The organism is Arthrobacter sp. YD2 (assembly GCF_030410475.1).
Lineage (GTDB): Bacteria > Actinomycetota > Actinomycetes > Actinomycetales > Micrococcaceae > Arthrobacter_B > Arthrobacter_B zhangbolii.
This window is the reverse complement of sequence record NZ_JAUHHB010000001.1, coordinates 1,298,380-1,318,168: the sequence shown is the minus strand read 5'-3', so window position 1 is coordinate 1,318,168 and position 19,789 is coordinate 1,298,380. Positions and strand designations below refer to the sequence as shown.

General features: G+C 67.7%; 18 protein-coding genes. 3 read left to right on the top strand and 15 right to left on the bottom strand.

Going from position 1 to position 19,789, the window contains the following annotated elements; genetic code table 11:
* Positions 1-34: 34 nt before the first annotated feature.
* The 3 genes from QWJ37_RS06335 to QWJ37_RS06325 all read right to left on the bottom strand — a co-directional run bounded on the left by QWJ37_RS06335 (position 35) and on the right by QWJ37_RS06325 (position 5,363).
* Positions 35-3,100, bottom strand: a complete 3,066-nt coding sequence (locus QWJ37_RS06335) for an SMC family ATPase (RefSeq protein ID WP_290244778.1) — start codon at positions 3,098-3,100, stop codon at positions 35-37.
* Complete coding sequence (locus QWJ37_RS06330) at positions 3,097-4,260, bottom strand: exonuclease SbcCD subunit D (protein WP_290244777.1); 1,164 nt, start codon at positions 4,258-4,260, stop codon at positions 3,097-3,099. The genes QWJ37_RS06335 and QWJ37_RS06330 overlap by 4 nt, the downstream gene beginning before the upstream one ends.
* A gap of 92 nt (positions 4,261-4,352) precedes the next feature.
* A complete protein-coding gene (locus tag QWJ37_RS06325) occupies positions 4,353-5,363 on the bottom strand; it encodes an aquaporin (RefSeq protein WP_290244776.1) in 1,011 nt (336 codons plus the stop codon).
* Positions 5,364-5,549: 186 nt separating this feature from the next.
* Here QWJ37_RS06325 and QWJ37_RS06320 point away from each other — a divergent pair, with 186 nt between their 5' ends.
* Entirely contained in the window at positions 5,550-6,668 is a 1,119-nt protein-coding gene (locus QWJ37_RS06320) for an ADP-ribosylglycohydrolase family protein (protein ID WP_290244775.1), read from the top strand.
* Positions 6,669-6,687: 19 nt separating this feature from the next.
* Here QWJ37_RS06320 and QWJ37_RS06315 read toward each other — a convergent pair whose 3' ends face one another.
* From QWJ37_RS06315 to clpS, 8 genes are all read right to left on the bottom strand, one after another.
* On the bottom strand, positions 6,688-7,713 hold the full coding sequence (locus tag QWJ37_RS06315) for an exonuclease domain-containing protein (RefSeq protein ID WP_290244774.1): 1,026 nt from the start codon (positions 7,711-7,713) through the stop codon (positions 6,688-6,690).
* Positions 7,706-8,395 (bottom strand): DedA family protein, encoded by a 690-nt coding sequence (locus tag QWJ37_RS06310; RefSeq protein ID WP_290244773.1) that lies wholly within the window; start codon positions 8,393-8,395, stop codon positions 7,706-7,708. The genes QWJ37_RS06315 and QWJ37_RS06310 overlap by 8 nt, the downstream gene beginning before the upstream one ends.
* A gap of 97 nt (positions 8,396-8,492) precedes the next feature.
* Positions 8,493-9,131, bottom strand: a complete 639-nt coding sequence (rdgB, locus tag QWJ37_RS06305; RefSeq protein ID WP_290244772.1) for an RdgB/HAM1 family non-canonical purine NTP pyrophosphatase — start codon at positions 9,129-9,131, stop codon at positions 8,493-8,495.
* Positions 9,132-9,887, bottom strand: coding sequence for a ribonuclease PH (rph, locus tag QWJ37_RS06300; RefSeq protein WP_269436389.1), 756 nt, complete (start codon positions 9,885-9,887; stop codon positions 9,132-9,134).
* A gap of 42 nt (positions 9,888-9,929) precedes the next feature.
* Complete coding sequence (locus QWJ37_RS06295; protein ID WP_227929505.1) at positions 9,930-10,775, bottom strand: MBL fold metallo-hydrolase; 846 nt, start codon at positions 10,773-10,775, stop codon at positions 9,930-9,932.
* On the bottom strand, positions 10,772-11,785 hold the full coding sequence (murI, locus tag QWJ37_RS06290) for a glutamate racemase (protein ID WP_290244770.1): 1,014 nt from the start codon (positions 11,783-11,785) through the stop codon (positions 10,772-10,774). Before murI ends, QWJ37_RS06295 begins: the two co-directional genes overlap by 4 nt.
* Positions 11,786-11,972: 187 nt before the next feature.
* Positions 11,973-12,530, bottom strand: a complete 558-nt coding sequence (locus tag QWJ37_RS06285) for a DUF2017 domain-containing protein (RefSeq protein WP_227903321.1) — start codon at positions 12,528-12,530, stop codon at positions 11,973-11,975.
* Between the two features lie 52 nt (positions 12,531-12,582).
* Positions 12,583-12,891: an ATP-dependent Clp protease adapter ClpS gene (clpS, locus tag QWJ37_RS06280; RefSeq protein ID WP_227903322.1), complete on the bottom strand. Its 309-nt coding sequence runs from the start codon at positions 12,889-12,891 to the stop codon at positions 12,583-12,585.
* An 86-nt stretch (positions 12,892-12,977) separates the two neighbouring features.
* On the opposite strand from clpS, the gene QWJ37_RS06275 reads away from it, so the two are divergent.
* Both QWJ37_RS06275 and QWJ37_RS06270 read left to right on the top strand, forming a co-directional pair.
* Positions 12,978-14,303, top strand: a complete 1,326-nt coding sequence (locus tag QWJ37_RS06275) for a nicotinate phosphoribosyltransferase (protein ID WP_227903323.1) — start codon at positions 12,978-12,980, stop codon at positions 14,301-14,303.
* A gap of 2 nt (positions 14,304-14,305) precedes the next feature.
* Positions 14,306-14,923: an isochorismatase family protein gene (locus tag QWJ37_RS06270; protein ID WP_290244766.1), complete on the top strand. Its 618-nt coding sequence runs from the start codon at positions 14,306-14,308 to the stop codon at positions 14,921-14,923.
* A gap of 103 nt (positions 14,924-15,026) precedes the next feature.
* Here QWJ37_RS06270 and QWJ37_RS06265 read toward each other — a convergent pair whose 3' ends face one another.
* The 4 genes from QWJ37_RS06265 to QWJ37_RS06250 form a co-directional block, all read right to left on the bottom strand.
* On the bottom strand, positions 15,027-16,820 hold the full coding sequence (locus QWJ37_RS06265) for a DEAD/DEAH box helicase (protein WP_290244764.1): 1,794 nt from the start codon (positions 16,818-16,820) through the stop codon (positions 15,027-15,029).
* A 175-nt stretch (positions 16,821-16,995) separates the two neighbouring features.
* Positions 16,996-17,313, bottom strand: a complete 318-nt coding sequence (locus QWJ37_RS06260) for a DUF3039 domain-containing protein (protein ID WP_227903965.1) — start codon at positions 17,311-17,313, stop codon at positions 16,996-16,998.
* 15 nt (positions 17,314-17,328) lie between these two features.
* Entirely contained in the window at positions 17,329-18,912 is a 1,584-nt protein-coding gene (locus QWJ37_RS06255) for a transporter (protein WP_290244762.1), read from the bottom strand.
* A complete protein-coding gene (locus QWJ37_RS06250) occupies positions 18,894-19,685 on the bottom strand; it encodes an ABC transporter ATP-binding protein (RefSeq protein ID WP_290244760.1) in 792 nt (263 codons plus the stop codon). Before QWJ37_RS06250 ends, QWJ37_RS06255 begins: the two co-directional genes overlap by 19 nt.
* Positions 19,686-19,789: the final 104 nt, after the last annotated feature.

The window sequence follows — 19,789 nt, the reverse complement described above, 5'->3', positions numbered from 1 at the left end:
GTGGCCCGGGTTCAGCGCAGCGTCCTCACCCGGTTCAGCGCAGCACCGCTTCCCCCAGGCTGTAGCGGATGGTGGATCCGTTCCGTCCCTTCAGGATCTGCAGCTGGGCCGGTATCCGCTGCTTCATCTCGCCCACATGGCTGACCAGGCCGACCACCCGGCCGCCGTCCCGCAGTCCCTCCAGCGCGTCCATGACCTGTTCAAGGGACTGGTCATCCAGGCTGCCGAAGCCCTCATCAACAAACAGGGTCTCGATGTTCACTCCCCCGGCTTCCTGCTGCACCACATCGGCCAGTCCCAGCGCCAGGGCCAGGGAGGCCATAAAGCTTTCGCCGCCGGAGAGCGTGGAGGTGTCCCGCCGCTGGCCGGTCCACTCGTCGGTGACGTGCAGCCCCAGTCCCGCCTTGCGGTTACCGGACTTGGAGTCGCTGTGCACCAGGGCATATCTGCCGCCGGTCATGGCGGCCAGCCGTTCCGTGGCAGCCGCAGCAACCTGTTCCAGCCGTGCCGCCAGGACGTAGGTGCTCAGTGTCATCTTGTACGTGTTCTCACCGGCACCGCGGACGGTGTCTGTGACCGACTGCAGCAGGTCCCGGCGGGCCCGCAGCGGAGCCGTCTCTTCCAAGGCGGCTGCGAGCTCGGCTGAGTATTCCGACAGGCGGACGGCCGAACCGTCCAGCAGGCGGACCAGCAGCGCTGCGTCTTCCTGTTCCTTCCGTGCCGCTGCCGCCTGCTCGGCGGCCTCGGCAATGTCTTCCTCATCAGGCACCGCGGATGAGCCCGTGTCCTGGTCCTCCGGGGCAGATGCATCCTGGCCTTCGCGCCGCAGCGCCAGCCGGCGGCCGGTCTCCTCCCACTCCTGCACGCTGTGGTCATAGGCATCCCTGGTTTCGGGATCCAGCAGTGCTTTACGGACGTCGGCAGCGGAGGCAAAGCCGGTGCCGGCTAGTGCCGTGTCGAGTTCGCGAAGCAGCCGGTCCAGCTCCTCCCCGGCCGCGTCGGCGGCCGCCCGTGCCTCGCGGGCAGCAGCGGCCAGCCGGCGGAACTGCGTCAGCGCCTCCACGCGCTCGCCCGCACCGGCAAAACCATGCAGCGCGGCACCCACCTTTGCCTCGAGGTCCGCAGCCTGTGCGCGGGCCGATTCAGCGCGGGAATCCGCCTGGGCGGCCTGGATCAGGGCCTGGGAACGGCCGGCTTCCGTGGCGGCCAGTTCCTCGCCGATGCCTTCGAGCCGGTGCCGGGTTTCCAGCAGTGCCCCGGCCGCGCTGCGCGCCCGTTCCAGTTCCGCACGCGCGGCGGCCAGCTGCTCTGCCGCTAATCCGGGATCGCCGTCGCCGCCGCGGGCACGCAGCCCGGCGGCCTCTTCGGCAGCCGCACCTGCCTCGCGTCGTGCAGCTTCAAACGCCTCTTCTGCGCGGCCCGCCTCCGCCTTGGCCGCCTGCTCCTCCTCCCGGGTCACCGCTGCCTCGCCGTCGCCCAGCGTTGCCGGGTGCGGATGTTCGACGCCGCCGCACACCGGACACGGTGCATCCTCCGCCAGACCGGCGGCCAGCTCCGCTGCGGCCTGGTCCAGCCTGGCCTGCAGCAGATCCTGCCAGGCTTCACGGAGGTCCTGGTATTCCTGCCGGGCCTCGGCGGCTGCGGCATCCGCGGCCTCGGCATGTTCCCGTGCCGAGGCATAGGCTGCCATGGCAGCCGCCAGTTCCTCGGCGCGCGCGACGTCGCTGCCGGCACGCTCCTGATCTGCTGCCAGCCGTTCCAGTTCCGCCGCGGCGCCGGCGAGCGAGGTTTCCTCGGCCCGCAGGGCTTCCAGCCTGGCTGCGGCAGCTTCCGCCCGTTCGCGCAGCCCGGCAGCCGCCGTTTCCTCATCCCGGGCCAGTACCCGCAGCTCCCCGATCCGTTTCTCATCCTCCAGCGCCGCCGTGGCCGCGGCGAGATCAGCGCCGATGAGTGCTTCCAGCCCTTCCGGCAGTTCGGGGCTTGAAAGGTATTCTTCCGCCAGCGCATGTTCCGTTAGCTCCGTTAGGGCAGCGGCAGCGGCCGTACGCCGCGTCTCGGTGCGCTGCGCTGCCGCGTCCGCTGCCCTGACCGGGCCTTCCACGGCAGCCGCTGCGGCGTGCACCTGCAGTGCAGCGCGCCGGGGGGCAATCTCCGCTTCCGCCCGGCGATGCTCGTTTTCATCCCGGATCAGCTGCTGCAGAGCGAGCCCCCGGGCGCGGCGGTGTTCCAGCTCGTGCAGCTTCCTTTCGGCGCGTTCGCGTTCGGTGCCCAGCTCGTCGAGCTCTTTCCGGGCACCGGCTGCGCGGGAGTCCAGCTCCGCCCGGAACACGGCAATTTCCTCTTCGGGACGGTCCGCTGCGGGACTGTCCTGTCCGGAGCCCGGTGCGGGGCTGTCGCCGGATTCGGCGCCCTGTTCCGTCCGGTAGCGCCGGATTTCATCGTCGGCGCGGCGCAGGACGTGTTCGGACCGTGCCTGCGCAGCGTCGAAGCGTTCGGTGGCTTCGGCCAGATCGAGCTTCAGCTGCCGCTCAATGTCTTCGAAGCGGGAGGTACCGAAGAGCTGCTGCAGCAGCTGTTCGCGGGACGCGGCATCAGCACGCAGGAATGCGGCGAAATCCCCCTGCGGAAGCATAACCACCCGGGTGAACTGCTCCCGGTTCATGCCCAGGAGTTCCGTGATTTCCGTCGATGCTTCGTCATTGCGGGAGGACTTCTCCACCCAGGCACCGTCAACGTACTCGCGCAGCAGGGTTTTTGCCTGTTCGGTGACGGTGCTTCGTCCGCCGGCGCGTTTTGCCGGGCGTTCCCACTGCGGGCTGCGGACCACTTCGAACCGCCGGGTGCCGGAGCTGAATTCGCACACTATCTCCGGTGCCGTCTGCGGGTCCGCGTGATCGCTGCGCAGCCTGCGTGCCTGCTGCCGGGCCCCCGGCACGGCGCCGTAGAGCGCAAAACAGATGGCGTCCAGGACACTGGTTTTCCCGGCGCCGGTGGGACCGTTCAGCAGGAACAGCCCGTGCTCCCCGAGCTGGTCGAAGTCGATGACCTGCCGGTCCGCGAACGGGCCAAAGGCCTGCATTTCCAGGCGGTGGATTCTCATTTGGCTGCCTCGGCTTCCCGGACCCTGTCGAGGACTTCGACAAAGAGGTCCTTCTCTTCCTGAGCGGCGCTGCGGGACCGTACGTGCTCCAGGAAACCGCAGCAGATATCCAGGTCATCGGTGGCGCCGGCCAGGCGCTGGCTGTAGGTGCGTGCCGGCCCGGCAGCCCCGCCTTCGGGTTCAAAAGCCAAGACGAGGGTATCCGGGAAGCGGGTGCGCACCTGGTCCATGGCCTTGGCTGGCCGCTCACGGTCTGTCAGGGTGACCTGGCAGTAGGCGGTTTCGGCATCGGCAAGGGCGGGGTCTGCCAGCAGATCGGCCAGCCGCCCGCGCAGCACGGCAAGCCTGCGCCGGGCAGGCCAGGTGACCGCTTCCACCGAGACCGGCACGCCGTCGTCGAACTCCAGGAGCCAGCCGCCTTTGTCCTGGCGGGCCTCCGAGAAGGAATACGGCAGCGGGGATCCGCTGTAGCGTGCATCCTCCCTGAGCTGCTGCCGCCCGTGCAGGTGGCCCAGGGCGGTGTAGGCGAAGCCGTCAAAGAGGTCCAGCGGAACAGCTCCAAGGCCCCCGACGGCGAGGTCACGTTCGCTGTCGCTGCTGATGCCGCCGCTGGCGAAGGTATGCGCCATGACCACCGCCGCCACCGGGGCGCCGGCCTGTTCCCGGGCCAGCAGATCCGCACGGATACGTGCCACTGCTGCAGCGGTGACCGTAAAGTGGCTCGGTTCCTGAACCTCCAGTTCGGCCGCTGCCAGCCGGGGCTCGAGGTAGGGAATGCCATAGACCGCTACCGGCATGCCGGCGGCGGGCAGGATCACCGGCCGGGCAATGTCCGCGTAGCGGGTCCGCAGGTGGACTCCGGCGCGCTCAAAAAGCGCGCTGCCGAAACCGAGGCGGGCCGCGGAGTCGTGATTGCCGCTGGAGAGCACAACCACAGCCCCGGCGGCAGTGATGCGTTCAAGGGCCGAATCCAGCAGGCGGACGGTGTCCACCCCCGGAAGGGCACGGTCATAGACGTCGCCGGCAATCAGCACGGCGTCCACGCGCCGTTCCCGTACCGTCTCCACCAGACGGTCGATGAACTCCGCCTGCGCGGGGAGCATCCCTACGCCGTGGAAGGATCGGCCCAGGTGCCAGTCTGAAGTGTGCAGTATCCGCATGCCTTCAAAACTACCCGCCGGCTCCGACAGTTAACGGATCGGGGGCAGCGGCGTTCGCCACTGCCCCCGGAGGTTGCTACGGTTTTGCGGCCCTAGCCGCGGGTGCCCGGCGTCCCGTCCTGCGGGTTCTCCGGCGAACCGGCCGCGGGCTTGTCGAAGAAGCCGCGGGCTTCCTCATCCACGACGGGGGCCTCGGTGTCCCCGGTCCGGGCGGCCGGCTTGCCGGTGCTGCCCGTGGCGGGTTCGGGTGTCTCAGCGGATGCAGGGGTCTCATCCGCTGCGTGGGTGTCCGGCTCCACAGCATAGAAGGCGGGATCGGAGCTGCGTGCTGCCAGCGTCATGTCCACACTGCGGAAAATCAGGCCTGCGATCACGGCGCCGAGCAGGGGCGCGGCCCAGAACAGCCAGAGCTGCTGCAGGGCCCAGCCTTCAGCGAAGATGGCAGTGGCCGTGGAACGTGCCGGGTTGATGCCGCCGTTGGTCACGGGGGCAAGCACGGTCAGGAGTACGGCGTAGGTCACGCCGACGGCGAAGGCACCGGCGACTGCGCCGGACCGGCGTGCCACGGAGCCGAGGAAGACGGCGGTCAGCAGGGCGCCGGCAATAACCTCAAGCAGCAGGGCGCTGGGCAGCGGGAACAGGTTCACCGAGTGATCCCCGTAGCCGTTGGAGACGCCGGTAAGGAACTGGCGGGTCTGCTCGCCGATCTGCTGGTGGCCGGTAATGGCCACCCAGAGGATGGCGACGGCGAGGATTGCGCCAAGCAGCTGTGCCAGGACGTAGGGCAGCACGTACTTCCACTGGGTGCGTCCGGCAACCGCGCTGCCCAGGGTGATGGCCGGATTGAAGTGCCCGCCCGAGATGTAGCCGAAGGCGACCATGGCACCGGCCAGCGCAAGCCCGAAGGCCAGCTGCGGGCTGATGCCGCTGCCGGCGGTGAAGATGCCCACTCCGATGCCCGCGAACACAAGCAGGAATGATCCAATCCCCTCGGCCACGGTCCGTCCCACGAACCCGTAGTCGTGGCCGCGGGTGTCGGACGCTGCGTCGCGGACGGGCGTTACGGCCCGGGCTCCGCTGGTTGATAAGGGCTCAGATGACATGGGAGAGACATTCCTAACGTGTGGTGGGCGGCGTGAACAGGCATGCCGCCGATATATAAGTCTTCTTGTTGAACTCACAACAAACTACCCCACCGTGTCAGTGCAGTCTGTTAACCCGCTGAATGCCCGCTGTGTGGCAGGTGAATCGAGTCTTTCCGGCCCAGCCCCGGCACCTATGCTGGAACAGTGAGCTCCGAACCGTATTCCGCACCCTTGTCCTCTTCCCATACAGCCCTTGGCGCCAAAATCCGAGCCTGCCTGCTCGGCGGGGCTCTGGGCGACGCACTGGGCACAGCCGGCCCGGAGCGCCTGGAGGACACGCTGTCGGTTTCTTCGGCTACCCAGCTGGCCCTGTATTCACTGGACGGGCTGCTCGAAGCCGTCGAATGGGCGAATTCGGGAGTGGGAGCCGATGAAACCGCCTGCATCTGGCTCGCCTACCTTCGCTGGCTCCGGGGCCGCGGCCTAGCCCTCCCCGAGACCGGACTGGTTCCCCTCCCCCGGCCCATTGATGCTGAGGAACTGCTGCACCCGACGCCGGCCGGCACAGCGGACGCGGGCACGGCGGACGCCGGCCTGGATCCGGAGGTGGTATCCGCCCTGTCCAGCGGTGAAATGGGGACACGCCAGCGGCCAGTGAACACGGAATCGGACAGTCCTGCCGCGCTGGTGCGCTCGGCGCCGTTCGGCCTGCTGCCCTATGTACCCACCGAAACCGTCTACAAGCTCGCACTGGATGCCGCTTCGCTGACCCACGGCCATCCCGCGGCCCGTCATGCGTCTGCCGTTTTCGCTGCGACCGTGCACGGGCTGCTGTCGCCGGGAACTACTCTGGCCGCAGCAGCGGAGAAGGCCCTGGCACCGGCAGACGCTGCGGCGGATTCCGACGGCGGCGTCCCCGGACTTGCTGACCGGCTCCGCTCGGTCATCTCCGGACCGGACTTCGCGACCGGCGGCACGGCGGCCAGCGGGACGGCGGCCGGCGGGACGACTTCCGGCAGCGGGGCAACCGGCGGGACGACTGCGGAAGGTGCGTTGACGCTTGGACTGTCGGCGGCACTCAGGGCAGAGAATGCGCTCGCCCGGCAGGCGGCGGCGGGAGCCCCTGCCTCACCGGAAGACACCGTGACGGCGGCCCTTCGCGAAGCTGCCGCGGCCGGCGGGGCGCCGGCCGCCGTCGTCGCCGGCAGCCTGCTGGGAGCGCTGTACGGTGTGCTGCCCGGCCCCCTGCTCGCGTCGCTGCGTGAACGCGCAGCGGTCGAGCGGCTGGCCGACAGCTACGTCTCTGCGACAATCGCGCCCTAGCCCGCACTTCACGGACCGGTTACTGGGAGCCTCGGGGCCAGATACCGCCCAGGGTTTGCAGGAACTCGGCTTCGGAGAGCACCTCGATGCGCTGGCCCCGCTCGTGCAGGTCCAGGACCCTGCGCGCCTTACCGGTGAGGCGTCCGCTGCGCAGGTCCGCCGGTTCAAAGCCGTCCCCCACCACCAGCACCGTGGTGGCGCGGGTGACGTTGCTGGCGGTGCGGGCTCCGGCCTCGGCCGCGCGGTCCTTCGCGGTCTGGCGGGGCATGCCCAGGTTGCCGGTGAAAACGATCGTCTGGCCGAACAGCGGATGGCGCGGATCCGCCAGCGGGTTGGGCGGCGGGTTCTCCCCTTCGGACGGCCAGCCCTGCCAAGGTGTTCCGGCAGTTGCCACCGCGGCTGCGGTGCCGGTACCCCGGGCCAGTGCGTCCCGGGTGGCCTTGGACAGCTGATGAGTGCCCGGCACATACGCGGGCAGGTGGGATGCCTGCAGCCCCTGGCGAAGGAAAAAGTCCGGCATGGACACCGCTCCGGCCCGGCGGGCAATGTCAATCATGATGCCCGCGCAGGCGCGGGCATCCTCGGTGGCATCGTGATGGTTCAGGAGCGGAACGCCCGCTGCCTCGGCAGCGAACGGCAGCGAATGTGAGGGCAGCTGATAGGTGCGGCGGGAATGCACCACGGTGCAGGTGTAGTCATAGGCCGGGCCCGCCAGTTCCGAGACTTCCAGCGCGGAGCGGATCACGCCCAGGTCGAACGCGGCGTTGTGCGCCACGAGCAGGTCGCTGCCGATGAAGGCACCGATTTCCGGAAAGAGTTCACCGAACCGCGGAGCCCCGGCCACCATTTCCGGTTCGATCCCGTGAATGCGCACATTGCGCCGGTCAAAATAGTCGTGCCCCTCCGGGGGACGCATCAGCCACGAGGCTTCCTCGACAACCTGCCCGTTCCGGACCCGGACCAGGCCCACGGAGCAGGGCGAACCGCGGAAGCCGTTGGCGGTTTCGAAATCTATTGCGGTGAAACTAAGCCCGGTTTCAGGCATCGGTGCCGGACACCGGCTTCCGCCGCCTGCTGCGGATCTTGGCGGTGATGAACCAGACCGCTGCGATGATGACCGCCGCAATGACAATCTTCTGGAACACGCCGGCGTAGGCCTCAACAACGTGCCAGCTTTCGCCCAGGTAGAAGCCGGCGACGATAAAGATGGCATTCCAGATCAGGCTGCCGGCGGTGGTCAGTGCGGTAAAGGTCAGCAGGTGCATGCGTTCAATGCCCGCGGGGATCGAGATCAGGCTGCGGAACAGCGGGATCATCCGGCCGAAGAACACAGCCTTGTACCCGTGGCGCTCAAACCACGCCTCGACCTTGTCCACATCCTCAAGGTCCACCAGGGGAACCTTCTCCACCAGGCGGCGCATCCGGTCCCGGCCCAGCCAGGCCCCCAGGCCGTACAGTGCCAGCGCACCCACTACCGAGCCGAGCGTGGTCCAGAACAGTGCCGCCGCCATGGAGAAATTGCCCTGGCTGGCGGTGAAACCGGCCAGCGGCAGGATGATTTCGCTCGGCAGCGGGGGGAAAAGGTTTTCCAGGGCGATGGCCAAACCGGCGCCCGGGGCACCGATGGCCTCCATCACCCCGACCGCCCAGTCGGCCACACCGCCGAGGGCCGACGGCTCGGCAGTAGTAGAAGAGGTGGCTGTGGGAACGGCTGCTGTAATAGTCATCTCGCGGTCAATTCTGCCCTAGGCCCCCGGCCCGGGAAGAATCCCCGCGCGTCCCCGCGGCGTGTTTGGGACGCATCACACATCCCCCGCCCTGCGCCTAGGCGCCGGTTTTTTCCTCCGCCAGGGCGGCAACAAGGGCCGGAACCAGTGCCCGGAACGCCTGGCCGCGATGGCTGATCGCGTTCTTTTCGGCTCCGCTGAGTTCGGCGCAGCTGCGCTCCTCACCGGCCGGAAGCAGGATCGGGTCGTAGCCGAAACCGCCTTCGCCGCGCGGGGTTTCAAGCAGGGTGCCGCGCAGCTCGCCGCGTTCCACGGTTTCGCCACCATCGGGAAGTGCCAGGGCCGCAGCACAGACAAACGCCGCACTGCGGTGCTCAGCCGCGATATCCGCAAGCTGGGCCAGCAGCAGGGCCAGGTTGGCGGCGTCGTCGCCGTGCCGGCCGGACCAGCGGGCGGAGAAGATGCCAGGGGCCCCGCCGAGGACGTCCACCGCGAGGCCGGAATCGTCGGCGACTGCCGGAAGGCCGGTGGCAGCCGCGACGGCGTGGGCCTTGAGCAGTGCGTTTTCCTCGAAGGTCACGCCGGTTTCGGGGACGTCGGGAACTCCCGCCGCGGCGGCGTCGATCACCTGGGTGTCCACGTCGAGGCCGGGAACCTGCCCGCGCAGCAGTTCGCGCAGCTCACGCAGCTTGCCCGGGTTGCGGGTGGCCAGGACCAGGCGGGGTGCCGGCGCCATTTATTCGCCGCCCAGGGTCCGGCGCTGGATTTCGGCCAGCTCCGCGGTCCCCTGCAGGGCGAGGTCCAGCAGCGCATCCAGCTCGGCCCGGTCGAAGGGTGCGCCTTCCGCGGTGCCCTGGACCTCAACGAACTTCCCTGATCCGGTCACCACCACGTTCATGTCGGTTTCCGCGCGTACGTCCTCCACGTAGGGCAGGTCCAGCATCGGGACGCCGTCGATGATGCCAACGCTGATCGCGGCCACACTGTCCGTCAGCGGGTTGGCGTTGCGGGCAATCAGCTTGTTGTCCCTGGCCCAGGCCACGGCGTCTGCCAGCGCCACGTAGGCGCCGGTGATGGCTGCGGTGCGTGTGCCGCCGTCGGCCTGCAGGACGTCGCAGTCCAGCACAATCGTGTTCTCGCCCAGTGCCTTGGTATCGATAATCGAACGCAGCGAGCGGCCGATCAGCCGGGAGATCTCGTGGGTGCGCCCGCCCAGCTTTCCCTTGACCGATTCGCGGTCATTCCGGGTATTGGTGGCACGCGGCAGCATGGCGTATTCGGCAGTGACCCAGCCCTTGCCTTCACCCTTGAGCCAGCGGGGAACCCCGGGGGTCAGGGAGGCGGTGCACAGCACGCGCGTATTGCCGAACTCGATCAGTGCCGAGCCTTCGGCCTGCTTGGACCAGCCGCGGGTAATGGTAATGCTGCGCAGCTGGTCCGGGGTGCGGCCGTCGGCGCGCAGGCTTGATGCAGGGGTGGGTGCGGTAGTCATGGGTTCAGTCTATCGCCGGGGCCGTACGGGCCCGGACAGGACCTAGACGCTGCGTGCCTTCTGGACCGCCAGCGGGGCGGTAAAGGGGGAACCGACGTCGTAGGAGACGCCGGCGACGGCGACGGCCAGGTCACCGCTGTAGGACCGGCGTGCTTCGGCGACGCTGACGCTGGCATCGTTCCACACCGGAAGGTGGGTGAGCAGCAGGCGGCGGGCGTTGGCGGCTGTGGCGGCGGCTCCGGCGCGCAGGCCGGTGAGGTGCACACCCTCGATACCGTCATCGCGGCCCTCGTGGAATGCGGCCTCGCAGAGGAAGACGTCGGTATCCCGGGCGGCTGCCTCCAGCCCGGGACAGGAATCGGTGTCCCCCGAGTAGGCCAGGGTCCGCAGTGTTTCCACACCGTCCGCGTCGGTGCTGCGGGCTTCCACCCGCAATGCGTAGGCTTCTTCGGCAGGATGCCGCACCGGGTACGGAGTGACGGTGAACGGGCCGATCTGCTGCGGCTGGCCCGGCGTCCAGTGGGAGAATTCGAAGTCCTCGTGCATGCCCGGGTCCAGTTCCAGGCCGTAGGCAGTGGCCATCCGGTCCGCGGTGGCGGCCGGGCCCCATACCTTGATACGGTCCCGGTTCCAGCCCGCGGGATCCCAGTGCACGGCCACATGCAGCCCGCACAGGTCCATGCAGTGGTCCGGATGAAGATGCGTCAGTAGCACCGCGTCAATATCGCGCAGGTCCATGTAGCGCTGCAGCGCGCCCAGGGAACCGTTACCGAGGTCCAGCAGGATCCGCCAGTCACGTTCGCCGTCGTTGGCGGTGACGAGATAGCAGGACGCCGGAGACGCCGGGCCGGGAAAGGAGCCGCTGCAGCCTACGATGGTCAGTTTCATGCTGTGCCGTTCCAGAGGGCACCCTGTGGCGCCCCCATGCGTTCGGGGGCGTCTGCCCGGGCTGCGGCAATCATCTGCGGAGTAACCCGCGCCATGCTGCCGGTGGGGTAATGCGCTGATACGTGGTCCACCTGCTGGACGCTGAGCACTTCGGGTCCCAGGAAACGCCGGGCCAGAAGTTCAAAGGAGGCCGCATCGCCGGTGGCGACAAAGGTGTGCTGGGGCGCCGTCCGCTCCTGCCGTTCAATGCCGTGGCTGATCAGGGCCCGGTAGACATCCTTGGCGGTTTCCTCGGCGCTGGAGACGAGGGTGACGCCGTCCCCCATGACATAGGAAATCACGCCGGTCAACAGCGGATAGTGGGTGCAGCCCAGCACGAGCGTATCGACATCCTGTGCCCGCAGCGGCGCGAGGTATTCCTCGGCCGTTGCCAGCACGTCCGGTCCCGAGGTGACCCCGGCTTCCACGAATTCCACGAAGGCAGGGCAGGCAACCGAGGACACCCTCAGGTGGGGTGCGGCTGCGAAGGTGTCGTCATAGGCCCGCGAGCCCACGGTGGCAGCAGTGCCAATGACGCCGATCCGTCCGGTGCGGGTGGCCGCCACGGCGCGCCGTACGGCCGGCTGGATGACCTCGATAACCGGAATCCCGTACCGGTGTGTGTAGCGTTCGCGGGCGTCCCTCAGCACGGCGGCCGAGGCGGTGTTGCAGGCGATGACCAGGAGCTTGACTCCGGAGTCCACCAGTTCGTCCATAACGCCCAGCGCGTTGGCGCGGACCTCGGCAATCGGGAGGGGGCCGTAGGGGCCTTTGGCCGTGTCCCCCACGTACATCACGGCCTCGTTCGGCAGCTGGTCCAGGACGGCCCGGGCCACGGTCAGTCCGCCAACGCCGGAATCGAAGATACCGATGGGTGCATCCGGGTTCCGGACGCGGACTGAAGGCTCAGCGGACGTCGCGGGCACCTGCCCCTGCGGCGTCTCCGGGGAGCCGGATCCGGGTGCCCCCACGGGCTGCCCCGGGGACCTCTCCCCTGAAGGTGCGGACGGATGGACCGGGTTTGAAATCATAATGTACTGACAATAGTCCTCCCTGCAGCGAGCGCACATTCACCGCCGCGTGCCCTTGCTCACAGGTACACCGGCAGGAATCACATGTGATCCTGCCGGCCCGCGCAGTGCCGCGGCGGAACCGGTATCAGGGCAGGGATTTCAGCAAAGCCTGCATCAGTGTGTCCTGCAGCCATGTGACGAAGTTGTAGACCAGCGCCAGGTATCCGTCCACGTCACGGGCCCGGGCCGGGTCCGTAATATCCTGCAGGCGTTCGGCATCTTCATCGCTGGCCAGGCCCAGCCGGTCCCCCAGGACCAGCCGGACGTCATTCAGCGCGCGGGCAAAAAGCTGCGCCTGGGCCGGGTCCAGCCGGAGCGGCGCCGTTTCGAGCTGCAGGGCCGCGGCGCGCAGGGCCGCCTGCTTGGACTCGCGCAGGGAGCGTTCAGTGAACCGGCGGAATTCCAGGGCGTCCTCGTCATTGCCCTCAATCCCGTTGGGAAGCAGTCGCTGCAGGGCCGTGTCCTGCGGGACGGCGGCGCTCATGTCAATGCCCACCATCGCTGCCAGGGGATCGCTGTCCGCCGCCGTCTCCGGTTCCAGCAGTTCCTGCACATCGGCAAAGAGCTTGCGCAGCAGATCCCGCTCCCCCGGTTCCAGGTTGGCGGTAATGCCCTTGCGGGTGAGCTTGAATCCGGTTGCCACTACTGTCCGTTCCTGTTGACGCGATGTTCAAAGCCTGCTGCCCGGCACCGGCTCACGCGGCGTCCGCCTTCTGGAAGGTGGCCCACAGCCCGTAGGAGTGCATCGCGAGGGTGTCGCGCTCCGCTGATTCCCGTGACCCGGTAGCCACCACCGACCTGCCGGCCTGGTGGACCTCCATCATGAGCCGGTGGGCCTTGGCTTCGGAGTAGCCGAAGTAGCTCTGGAAGACGTAGCTGACGTAAGTCATCAGGTTCACCGGATCATTCCAGACGATCACGACCCACGGGACGTCCGCAGCCACCAGGGACTCCGTCTCCTCATATGTCAGGGTGTCCGTGCCGGGGGCAGTGCTGGTAACCATGGGTTCAATTGTAGTGAGGAATCCTTGCGGACCCCGCCCGGGTCCCTCTTCTACTCAACGGGGATGCGCGGGTTAGAGTTTTGCCTGTGAACAGTCCCGCCGCTTGGCACACCCCAAACTCCGCCCTGTATACGGATCACTACGAGCTCACGATGCTCCAGGCTGCCCTCCATTCGGGCACCGCCTCCCGGCGGTCCGTCTTCGAAGTCTTTGCCCGGCGCCTGCCGGACGGCCGCCGCTACGGCATCACCGCCGGTACCGGCCGCATCCTTGAGGCGCTGGAAAGCTTCCGCTTCGAGGCACCGCAACTGGAATTCCTGGCCCGCAACAACGTTGTGGACCGGCGGACCCTCGACTGGCTGGCGGATTTCCGGTTCTCCGGGAACATCTACGGCTACGCCGAGGGTGAAGCCTACTTCCCCAACTCCCCGCTCCTGATTGTGGAGTCCACTTTCGCCGAGGCCTGCATTCTCGAGACCATGGTGCTGTCCATGCTCAACCACGACAGTGCCATTGCCTCTGCCGCGTCCAGGATGACCTCCGCCGCGGACGGCCGGCCCTGCATCGAGATGGGTTCGCGCCGCACGCACGAGGAGGCAGCCGTCGCGGCAGCCCGTGCGGCAGTGATTTCCGGCTTCCACAGCACCTCCAACCTCGAAGCCGGGCTCCGGTACGGGCTCAAGACCGTGGGAACCGCGGCGCACTCCTTCACCCTCCTCCACGACTCCGAGAAGGAAGCCTTCACCGCACAGACCGGTGCCCTGGGCCTGGACACCTCGCTGCTGGTGGATACGTACGACGTCGAACGCGGCGTGCGCAACGCCGTGGAAGTGGCCGGGCCCGCCCTGGGCGGGGTGCGGCTGGATTCCGGCGACCTGGTGGCCCAGGCACGCTGGGTGCGGGACCTGCTTGATGACCTGGGCAACACCAACACCCGCATCATGGTGACCTCTGACCTGGACGAGTACGCCATCGCCGCACTGGCCTCGGCGCCGGTGGACGCCTACGGCGTCGGCACCTCGCTGGTGACCGGGTCCGGCGCACCCACCGCCGGCATGGTCTACAAACTGGTCAGCCGTGAAGGTGAGGACCATGAGTTTGTTTCCGTGGCCAAGGCGGCCAAGAACAAGATTTCCCGCGGCGGACGCAAGTATGCGCTGCGGCGGCTCGACGAACGCGGCAAGGCTACCGCTGAAGTCATCGGAGTCGGCCACGCGCCGGCCGACGACGGCAACGACCGGCCCCTGCTGCACCAGTTCGTGGCCGACGGACAGATCCTGCCCGGCTGGACCGGGCCGGAAGCCGTAACCCGCGCAGCGGAGCGGCATGCACTGTCCCTGGCCGAACTTCCGACCTCGGTAAACCGCCTGCAGCGCGGCGAACCGGCTATCCCCACCGAATACGAGGAGTAAGCATGGCCCGCGCCCTGATTATTGTCGACGTACAAAACGATTTCTGTGAAGGCGGTTCGCTGGCAGTGCCCGGCGGGGCGGATGTGGCCGGTGAGATCACCGACTACGTCGAAAATTCCGCAGGACGCTACGATCTGGTGGCTGCCACACAGGACTGGCACATTGATCCGGGAGCACACTTCTCCGAAACACCGGACTTCGTGGACTCCTGGCCGCGCCACTGCGTCGCGGGAACCCCGGGAGCCCAACTCCACCCGGATCTGGATACCGAGCTGGTGGACGCGGTGTTCCGCAAAGGCCAGTACGAGGCCGCCTACTCGGGCTTCGAGGGCGTCCTGGCCCCGGAGGAAGAAGTTCCCACGGGAGATCCCGAAGCCGAGCCGGAGTCAAACGAGGAAACCCTGAGCCTGGATGACTGGCTACGGGAAAACGACGTGGATGAAGTAGTGGTGGTGGGCCTGGCCGCGGATTACTGCGTCCGTGCCACCGCACTGGATGCCGTGGCAGCCGGTTACACCACTGCCGTGATCCCCGAGCTGACCCGCGGCATCACCCGGCAGGGCGCCCTGGCTGCCTGGGCCGAGGTTGAAGACGCCGGCGTGGAGATCATCGACCTTTAGCCGGCCCCTTGGCGCAGGAACACCACCGCGGGAACACCACTGCGGGAGCACCACTGCACTGAAACGCCCGCCGCACCGCGGCGGGCGTTTTCAGCACCTGACACTATTTCCGGCCGATGAACCAGTCCTGGAGCTTCTTCAGCCGCTTGTTCAGCTGCTCCTCGTTGGCCTGGGCCACCGGCGGTCCGCCGCAGATCCGGCGCAGCTCACTGTGCACCACGCCGTGGGGCATGCCGGAGCGGGCGGACCAGGCGGAAACGTTCTTCGCCAGTTCCCCGCGCAGCTCGGTGAGCCGGCGGTGGTCCACCACCTCGGGAGCTTCCGCCGGCACCTGGGCCTCGGCACCGGCGCGTTTGCCCCGGCGGGAGAGCTGCTCATGCTGGCGCTGGCGCAACAGCACGCTCATCTGCTCCGCATCCAGGAGCCCGGGAATACCCAGGAAGTCCTGCTCCTCCTCGCTGCCCAGCGCGCCGCCGGTGCCGAACTCGCCGCCGTCAAACAGGACCCGGTCAAAGGAGGCCTGGGATTCCAGCGCCTCGAACTTCTGCTTCATCAGCTCACCGGAGGCTTTGTCCTCGCGATTGGCCGCCTCCATGAGGCTGTCCTCGAGCCCGAAGCCTTCCTCTTCCAGATGGTTCTCCGGCCGGTCCAGGGCGTGGTCGCGTTCGACTTCCATCTGGTTAGCCAGCGCCATCAGGTTCGGCACCGACGGCAGGAACACGGACGCCGTCTCGCCGCGCTTGCGGGCACGGACAAAGCGGCCCACGGCCTGGGCGAAGAACAGCGGCGTGGCGGTGGAGGTGGCATACACACCGACCGCCAGGCGGGGCACATCCACGCCTTCGGACACCATCCGCACTGCCACCATCCAGCGCTGGGTACCGGCGGAGAACTCCTCAATCTTCTCCGAGGCCTTCGCATCGTCGGAGAGGATGACCGTTGGGGATTCCCCCATGATTTTCTTCAGCCAGCCCGCGTAGGCCCGTGCGTCGTCGTGGTCGGTGGCAATCACCAGGCCGCCGGCGTCGGGAACGGACCGGCGGACCTCCGTGAGACGCTTGTCCGCGGCCGCCAGAACGGCCGGGATCCACTCGCCGGTAGGGTTCAGTGCGGTCCGCCAGGCCTGCGCCGTGATGTCCTTGGTGACGGCCGCTTCGCCCAGCGAGGCAGCCATTTCGTCGCCCGCACTGGTGCGCCAGCGCATCTGTCCGGAATAGGCCATAAACATGACCGGGCGGACCACATGGTCCTTGAGCGCCTGGCCGTAGCCGTAGGTGTAGTCGGCCTTGGACCGGCGGATCCCGTCCCGGTCCTCGACATACTCCACAAAGGGAATGGCCGCGGTATCTGAGCGGAACGGCGTACCCGTCAGGGAAAGCCGCTTGACCGCCGGTTCAAAGGCCTCCCGGATGCCGTCACCCCAGGACAGCGCGTCGCCGCCGTGGTGGATCTCGTCCAGGATGACCAGCGTGCGGGCCGCCTCCGTTTTGGCGCGGTGCAGCATGGGCTTGGAGGCCACCTGGGCGTAAGTGACGGCCACGCCGATAAAGCCGTGGCCGTGCCGGCCGTCGGCGTTCTTGAAATTGGGGTCGATCGCCAGTCCCACCTTCGCTGCGGCGTCGGCCCACTGCCGCTTGAGGTGGTCGGTGGGGGCGACGACGGTGATGCGGTTGACGATCCCGCGCTCCACGAGTTCATTGGCAACCCGCAGCGCGAAGGTAGTTTTGCCGGCACCGGGGGTGGCGACAGCGAGGAAGTCGCTGTTGTTGGAGGCAAAGTACTTCTCCAGCGCTTCTGCCTGCCATTGGCGCAGCTTCGGGGCGGTGCCCCAGGCGGCGCGTTCAGGATAGGCGGGAGGCAGGGACGCACCGGCGCCGAAAAGCGTTTCGGAACTCACGCTGGGAACGCAACCTTTCCAGGTACTCGATTGGTTGTTGCCGTGCGGGTGCCGGACGGGGACAGCTGTTGGCGCATGCAAAGGCGCGCAGGGGTTAACACAGAGGTCATGCAGGCATCAGGACTAACTGCCCTCGCAGGGGCTTGAAAACGGTGAACACGTCCGGGCGGACGGACTACTTCTTGTCCTTGGGCTTGTCTCCACCGGGGCGCAGGCCCTCGTAGATTTCCTTGCACGTGGGGCAGACCGGGAACTTCTGCGGATCGCGTCCGGGCGTCCAGACCTTGCCGCACAGGGCAATGACAGGTTCCCCCGACAGTGCGGACTCCATGATTTTTTCCTTGCGCACGTAATGCGCAAAGCGTTCGCTGTCGCCGGGTTCAATCTCTTCGCGCAGTTCTTCGCGCTCGATGGTGGCCGTGGACGTCCCGTTGTCATCCAGGCGGCGGGGATCGGATTCGAAAGGATCTGGGGGCAGGCTCATGGCTTCCATCTTAGTACCCGCCATCTACTTGTTGACGGAGACCTGCTGCAGCAGTTCCGGACCGCGGGCGTCCATCCAGCGTCCGCCCAGCCGGATACCGGCCACCAGCACCGCAGAGCCCAGCACGGTGCCCGCTGCCAGGGTGACAAAGCCCCAGGCCATGTTCTCCGTCACCACGGCGATCACTGCCGGGACCAGCACCGGCACGAGCAGTACCAGCAGCGCCATGGCGAAAATGCCTTGCACAAGGAAGGTCCGTCCGGCCGATCCGGGCGGCGTCTTGAACGCGTTTTCACCCGGGACCGGAACGTTGTAGGTGTAGCGGGCGGACACGGCACTGGAAACCCCCATACCCACCAGCAGTGCGCCCACGCTTACGCCGAGGACGGTGGGAGCCAATTGCGTCAAACCGCTCAGGAACGCCGGCAGGAGTGAGGCCAGCAACACGGCCGGAACCGCGAATACCGCGCAGGCCAGCACGCGTCCCGCCCGGTCCGCCCGGCCGCTGACACCGGTGGCGAGGTGCAGTGCGAAGGCGGTGTTGTCGTAGGAGACATCGGCGTGGAGGGTATACCCCAGCAGGAACCCGACCAGAGGTCCCATCACCAAGGTGACCAGCACCCCGGCGCTTCCGTCCGGCCCCGCATTGTTGGCCATAAACACCACCAGCACCGGCAGGATCGGAATAATCAGCAGCGAGGCGCTGTACCGCGGATCGCGGAACCAGTAGGTCAGGGCACGGGCAGCTACGGCGCCGGTGGGAGTGGCCGGGAAACGGGCAAAGAACCCGACCCCTGCGGACTTGCGTCCGCCGGCTGAGACCTGCGGCGGGTTTACCAGCGCCCGCAGCAGCAGCGCCTTCCACAGGAGAACCAGCACCGCCAGAAACACGACGCTGATGACGGTTTTGGCCGCTGCGGCACCGAAATGGCCCAGGGCAATATCCCCCGGGACGGCCCAGACTGCGCCCAGCGGTGTCCAGGAGAGTCCGTCAGCCAAACGGACGAGGAAGTCCCCGTTCATGCTGATGCCTTCACCCACTGCGGACAGCAGCGGGCCCAGCAGGATGAGAGGGACAATCAGCAGCAGCCCGGTCACGTCGCGGAACCGGCGGGATCCGGTGAGGGAAACCGCTGCCGCCACGGTGACCCGGGCGGCTATCAGGCAGGTGAACAGAGCGACGCCGGCCAGCACCAGCGCGGCGGCCAGGGCGGGCGGCGAACGGAACCAGCTCAGTGCCTGCACCAGTACGGCCAGCAGCATGGTTGCCCCGGGGATGCCGATCAGGCCGCCCAGAGCCAGCCCCGTGAGCAGCTTGGGCACCGGAATGGCGAAGGTGGTGAACCGGGCGGGGTCCAGGGTCAGGTCCAGGCCGGAGAACAGCACCGGTATCAGTGCCCAGCCGAGGACGGCCAGCGCCCCGCCCAGGATGACACCGGTCCGGGCAAGGGCAGGATTCGAGCCCGCCACAAACAGCGCACCCAGCAGCAGGGCCAGGATGCCGACCCCGTAAAGGCCGCCAAGCACAATGCCGACCAGCTGCCACGGGCTGCGCCGAAGCGAGTTGCGCAGCAGAACCAGCTTCAGCCTTAGGAGGTGCGCAACCATTCCAGCCCTTCCGAGTGGGTCCGTCCGCCTACCAGCGAAACGAAACGGTCTTCCAGGCTTCCCGCGCCGCGGACCTCGTCCACGGTCCCCGCTGCCAGCAGGTTGCCACCGGCCACCACCGCCACGTGGTCACACATACGCTGGACCAGGTCCATGACATGGCTGGAAACAATGACCGTGCCGCCCGAGGAAACATAGCCGGCGAGGATGTCGCGGATGTTGGCGGCCGAGACGGGGTCCACCGCCTCGAACGGCTCGTCGAGGACAAGCAGGCGCGGGGCATGGATCAGGGCCGAGGCCAGGGCGATCTTTTTCGTCATGCCTGCCGAGTAGTCCACCACGAGTTTCCCGGCGTCCGCGCTGAGGTCCATGGCGGCAAGCAGGTCCTTGGTCCGGGACGAAACAGTATCGCGGTCCATTCCCCGCAGCAGGCCGGCGTAGGTGACCAGCTGCTCACCGGTGAGCCGGTCAAAAAGACGCACGCCGTCCGGCAGAATGCCCATCAGCCGTTTGGCTTCGACAGGCTGTGCCCAGACATCGGTTCCGTGCACCCACACCTGCCCCTGGTCCGGCCGCAGCAGGCCGGTGGCCAGGGACAGCAGGGTGGTTTTACCGGCACCGTTCGGTCCCACCAGCCCGTAGAAGGACCCGGCAGGAACATCCAGGCTGATGCCGTTGACGGCCGTCTTCGGGCCAAATCGCTTGGCCAGGCCCCGTATGGCCAGGGCCGGCGCGGCCGCCGATGGATCTGTCACAGGCGCGGAATCTGTCATAGGTTCAGACTAGCGGCCGCTGCTTTCGCTGACCTCCGCAGCAGGGACCAGATCCGGCACCCGCGGGCGCCGGCCCCTCCCCCGTGCGGACTACCGCGTTGTTG

Bases quoted from the DNA above. Each gene is read 5' to 3' on its own strand.
- QWJ37_RS06335 (WP_290244778.1), bottom strand. From the start codon at position 3,100: ATGAGAATCCACCGCCTGGAAATGCAGGCCTTTGGCCCGTTCGCGGAC.
- QWJ37_RS06330 (WP_290244777.1), bottom strand. From the start codon at position 4,260: ATGCGGATACTGCACACTTCAGACTGGCACCTGGGCCGATCCTTCCAC.
- QWJ37_RS06325 (WP_290244776.1), bottom strand. From the start codon at position 5,363: ATGTCATCTGAGCCCTTATCAACCAGCGGAGCCCGGGCCGTAACGCCC.
- QWJ37_RS06315 (WP_290244774.1), bottom strand. From the start codon at position 7,713: ATGCCTGAAACCGGGCTTAGTTTCACCGCAATAGATTTCGAAACCGCC.
- QWJ37_RS06310 (WP_290244773.1), bottom strand. From the start codon at position 8,395: ATGACTATTACAGCAGCCGTTCCCACAGCCACCTCTTCTACTACTGCC.
- rdgB (WP_290244772.1), bottom strand. From the start codon at position 9,131: ATGGCGCCGGCACCCCGCCTGGTCCTGGCCACCCGCAACCCGGGCAAG.
- rph (WP_269436389.1), bottom strand. From the start codon at position 9,887: ATGACTACCGCACCCACCCCTGCATCAAGCCTGCGCGCCGACGGCCGC.
- QWJ37_RS06295 (WP_227929505.1), bottom strand. From the start codon at position 10,775: ATGAAACTGACCATCGTAGGCTGCAGCGGCTCCTTTCCCGGCCCGGCG.
- clpS (WP_227903322.1), bottom strand. From the start codon at position 12,891: ATGGTTACCAGCACTGCCCCCGGCACGGACACCCTGACATATGAGGAG.
- QWJ37_RS06270 (WP_290244766.1), top strand. From the start codon at position 14,306: ATGGCCCGCGCCCTGATTATTGTCGACGTACAAAACGATTTCTGTGAA.
- QWJ37_RS06260 (WP_227903965.1), bottom strand. From the start codon at position 17,313: ATGGAAGCCATGAGCCTGCCCCCAGATCCTTTCGAATCCGATCCCCGC.
- QWJ37_RS06255 (WP_290244762.1), bottom strand. From the start codon at position 18,912: ATGGTTGCGCACCTCCTAAGGCTGAAGCTGGTTCTGCTGCGCAACTCG.
- QWJ37_RS06250 (WP_290244760.1), bottom strand. From the start codon at position 19,685: ATGACAGATTCCGCGCCTGTGACAGATCCATCGGCGGCCGCGCCGGCC.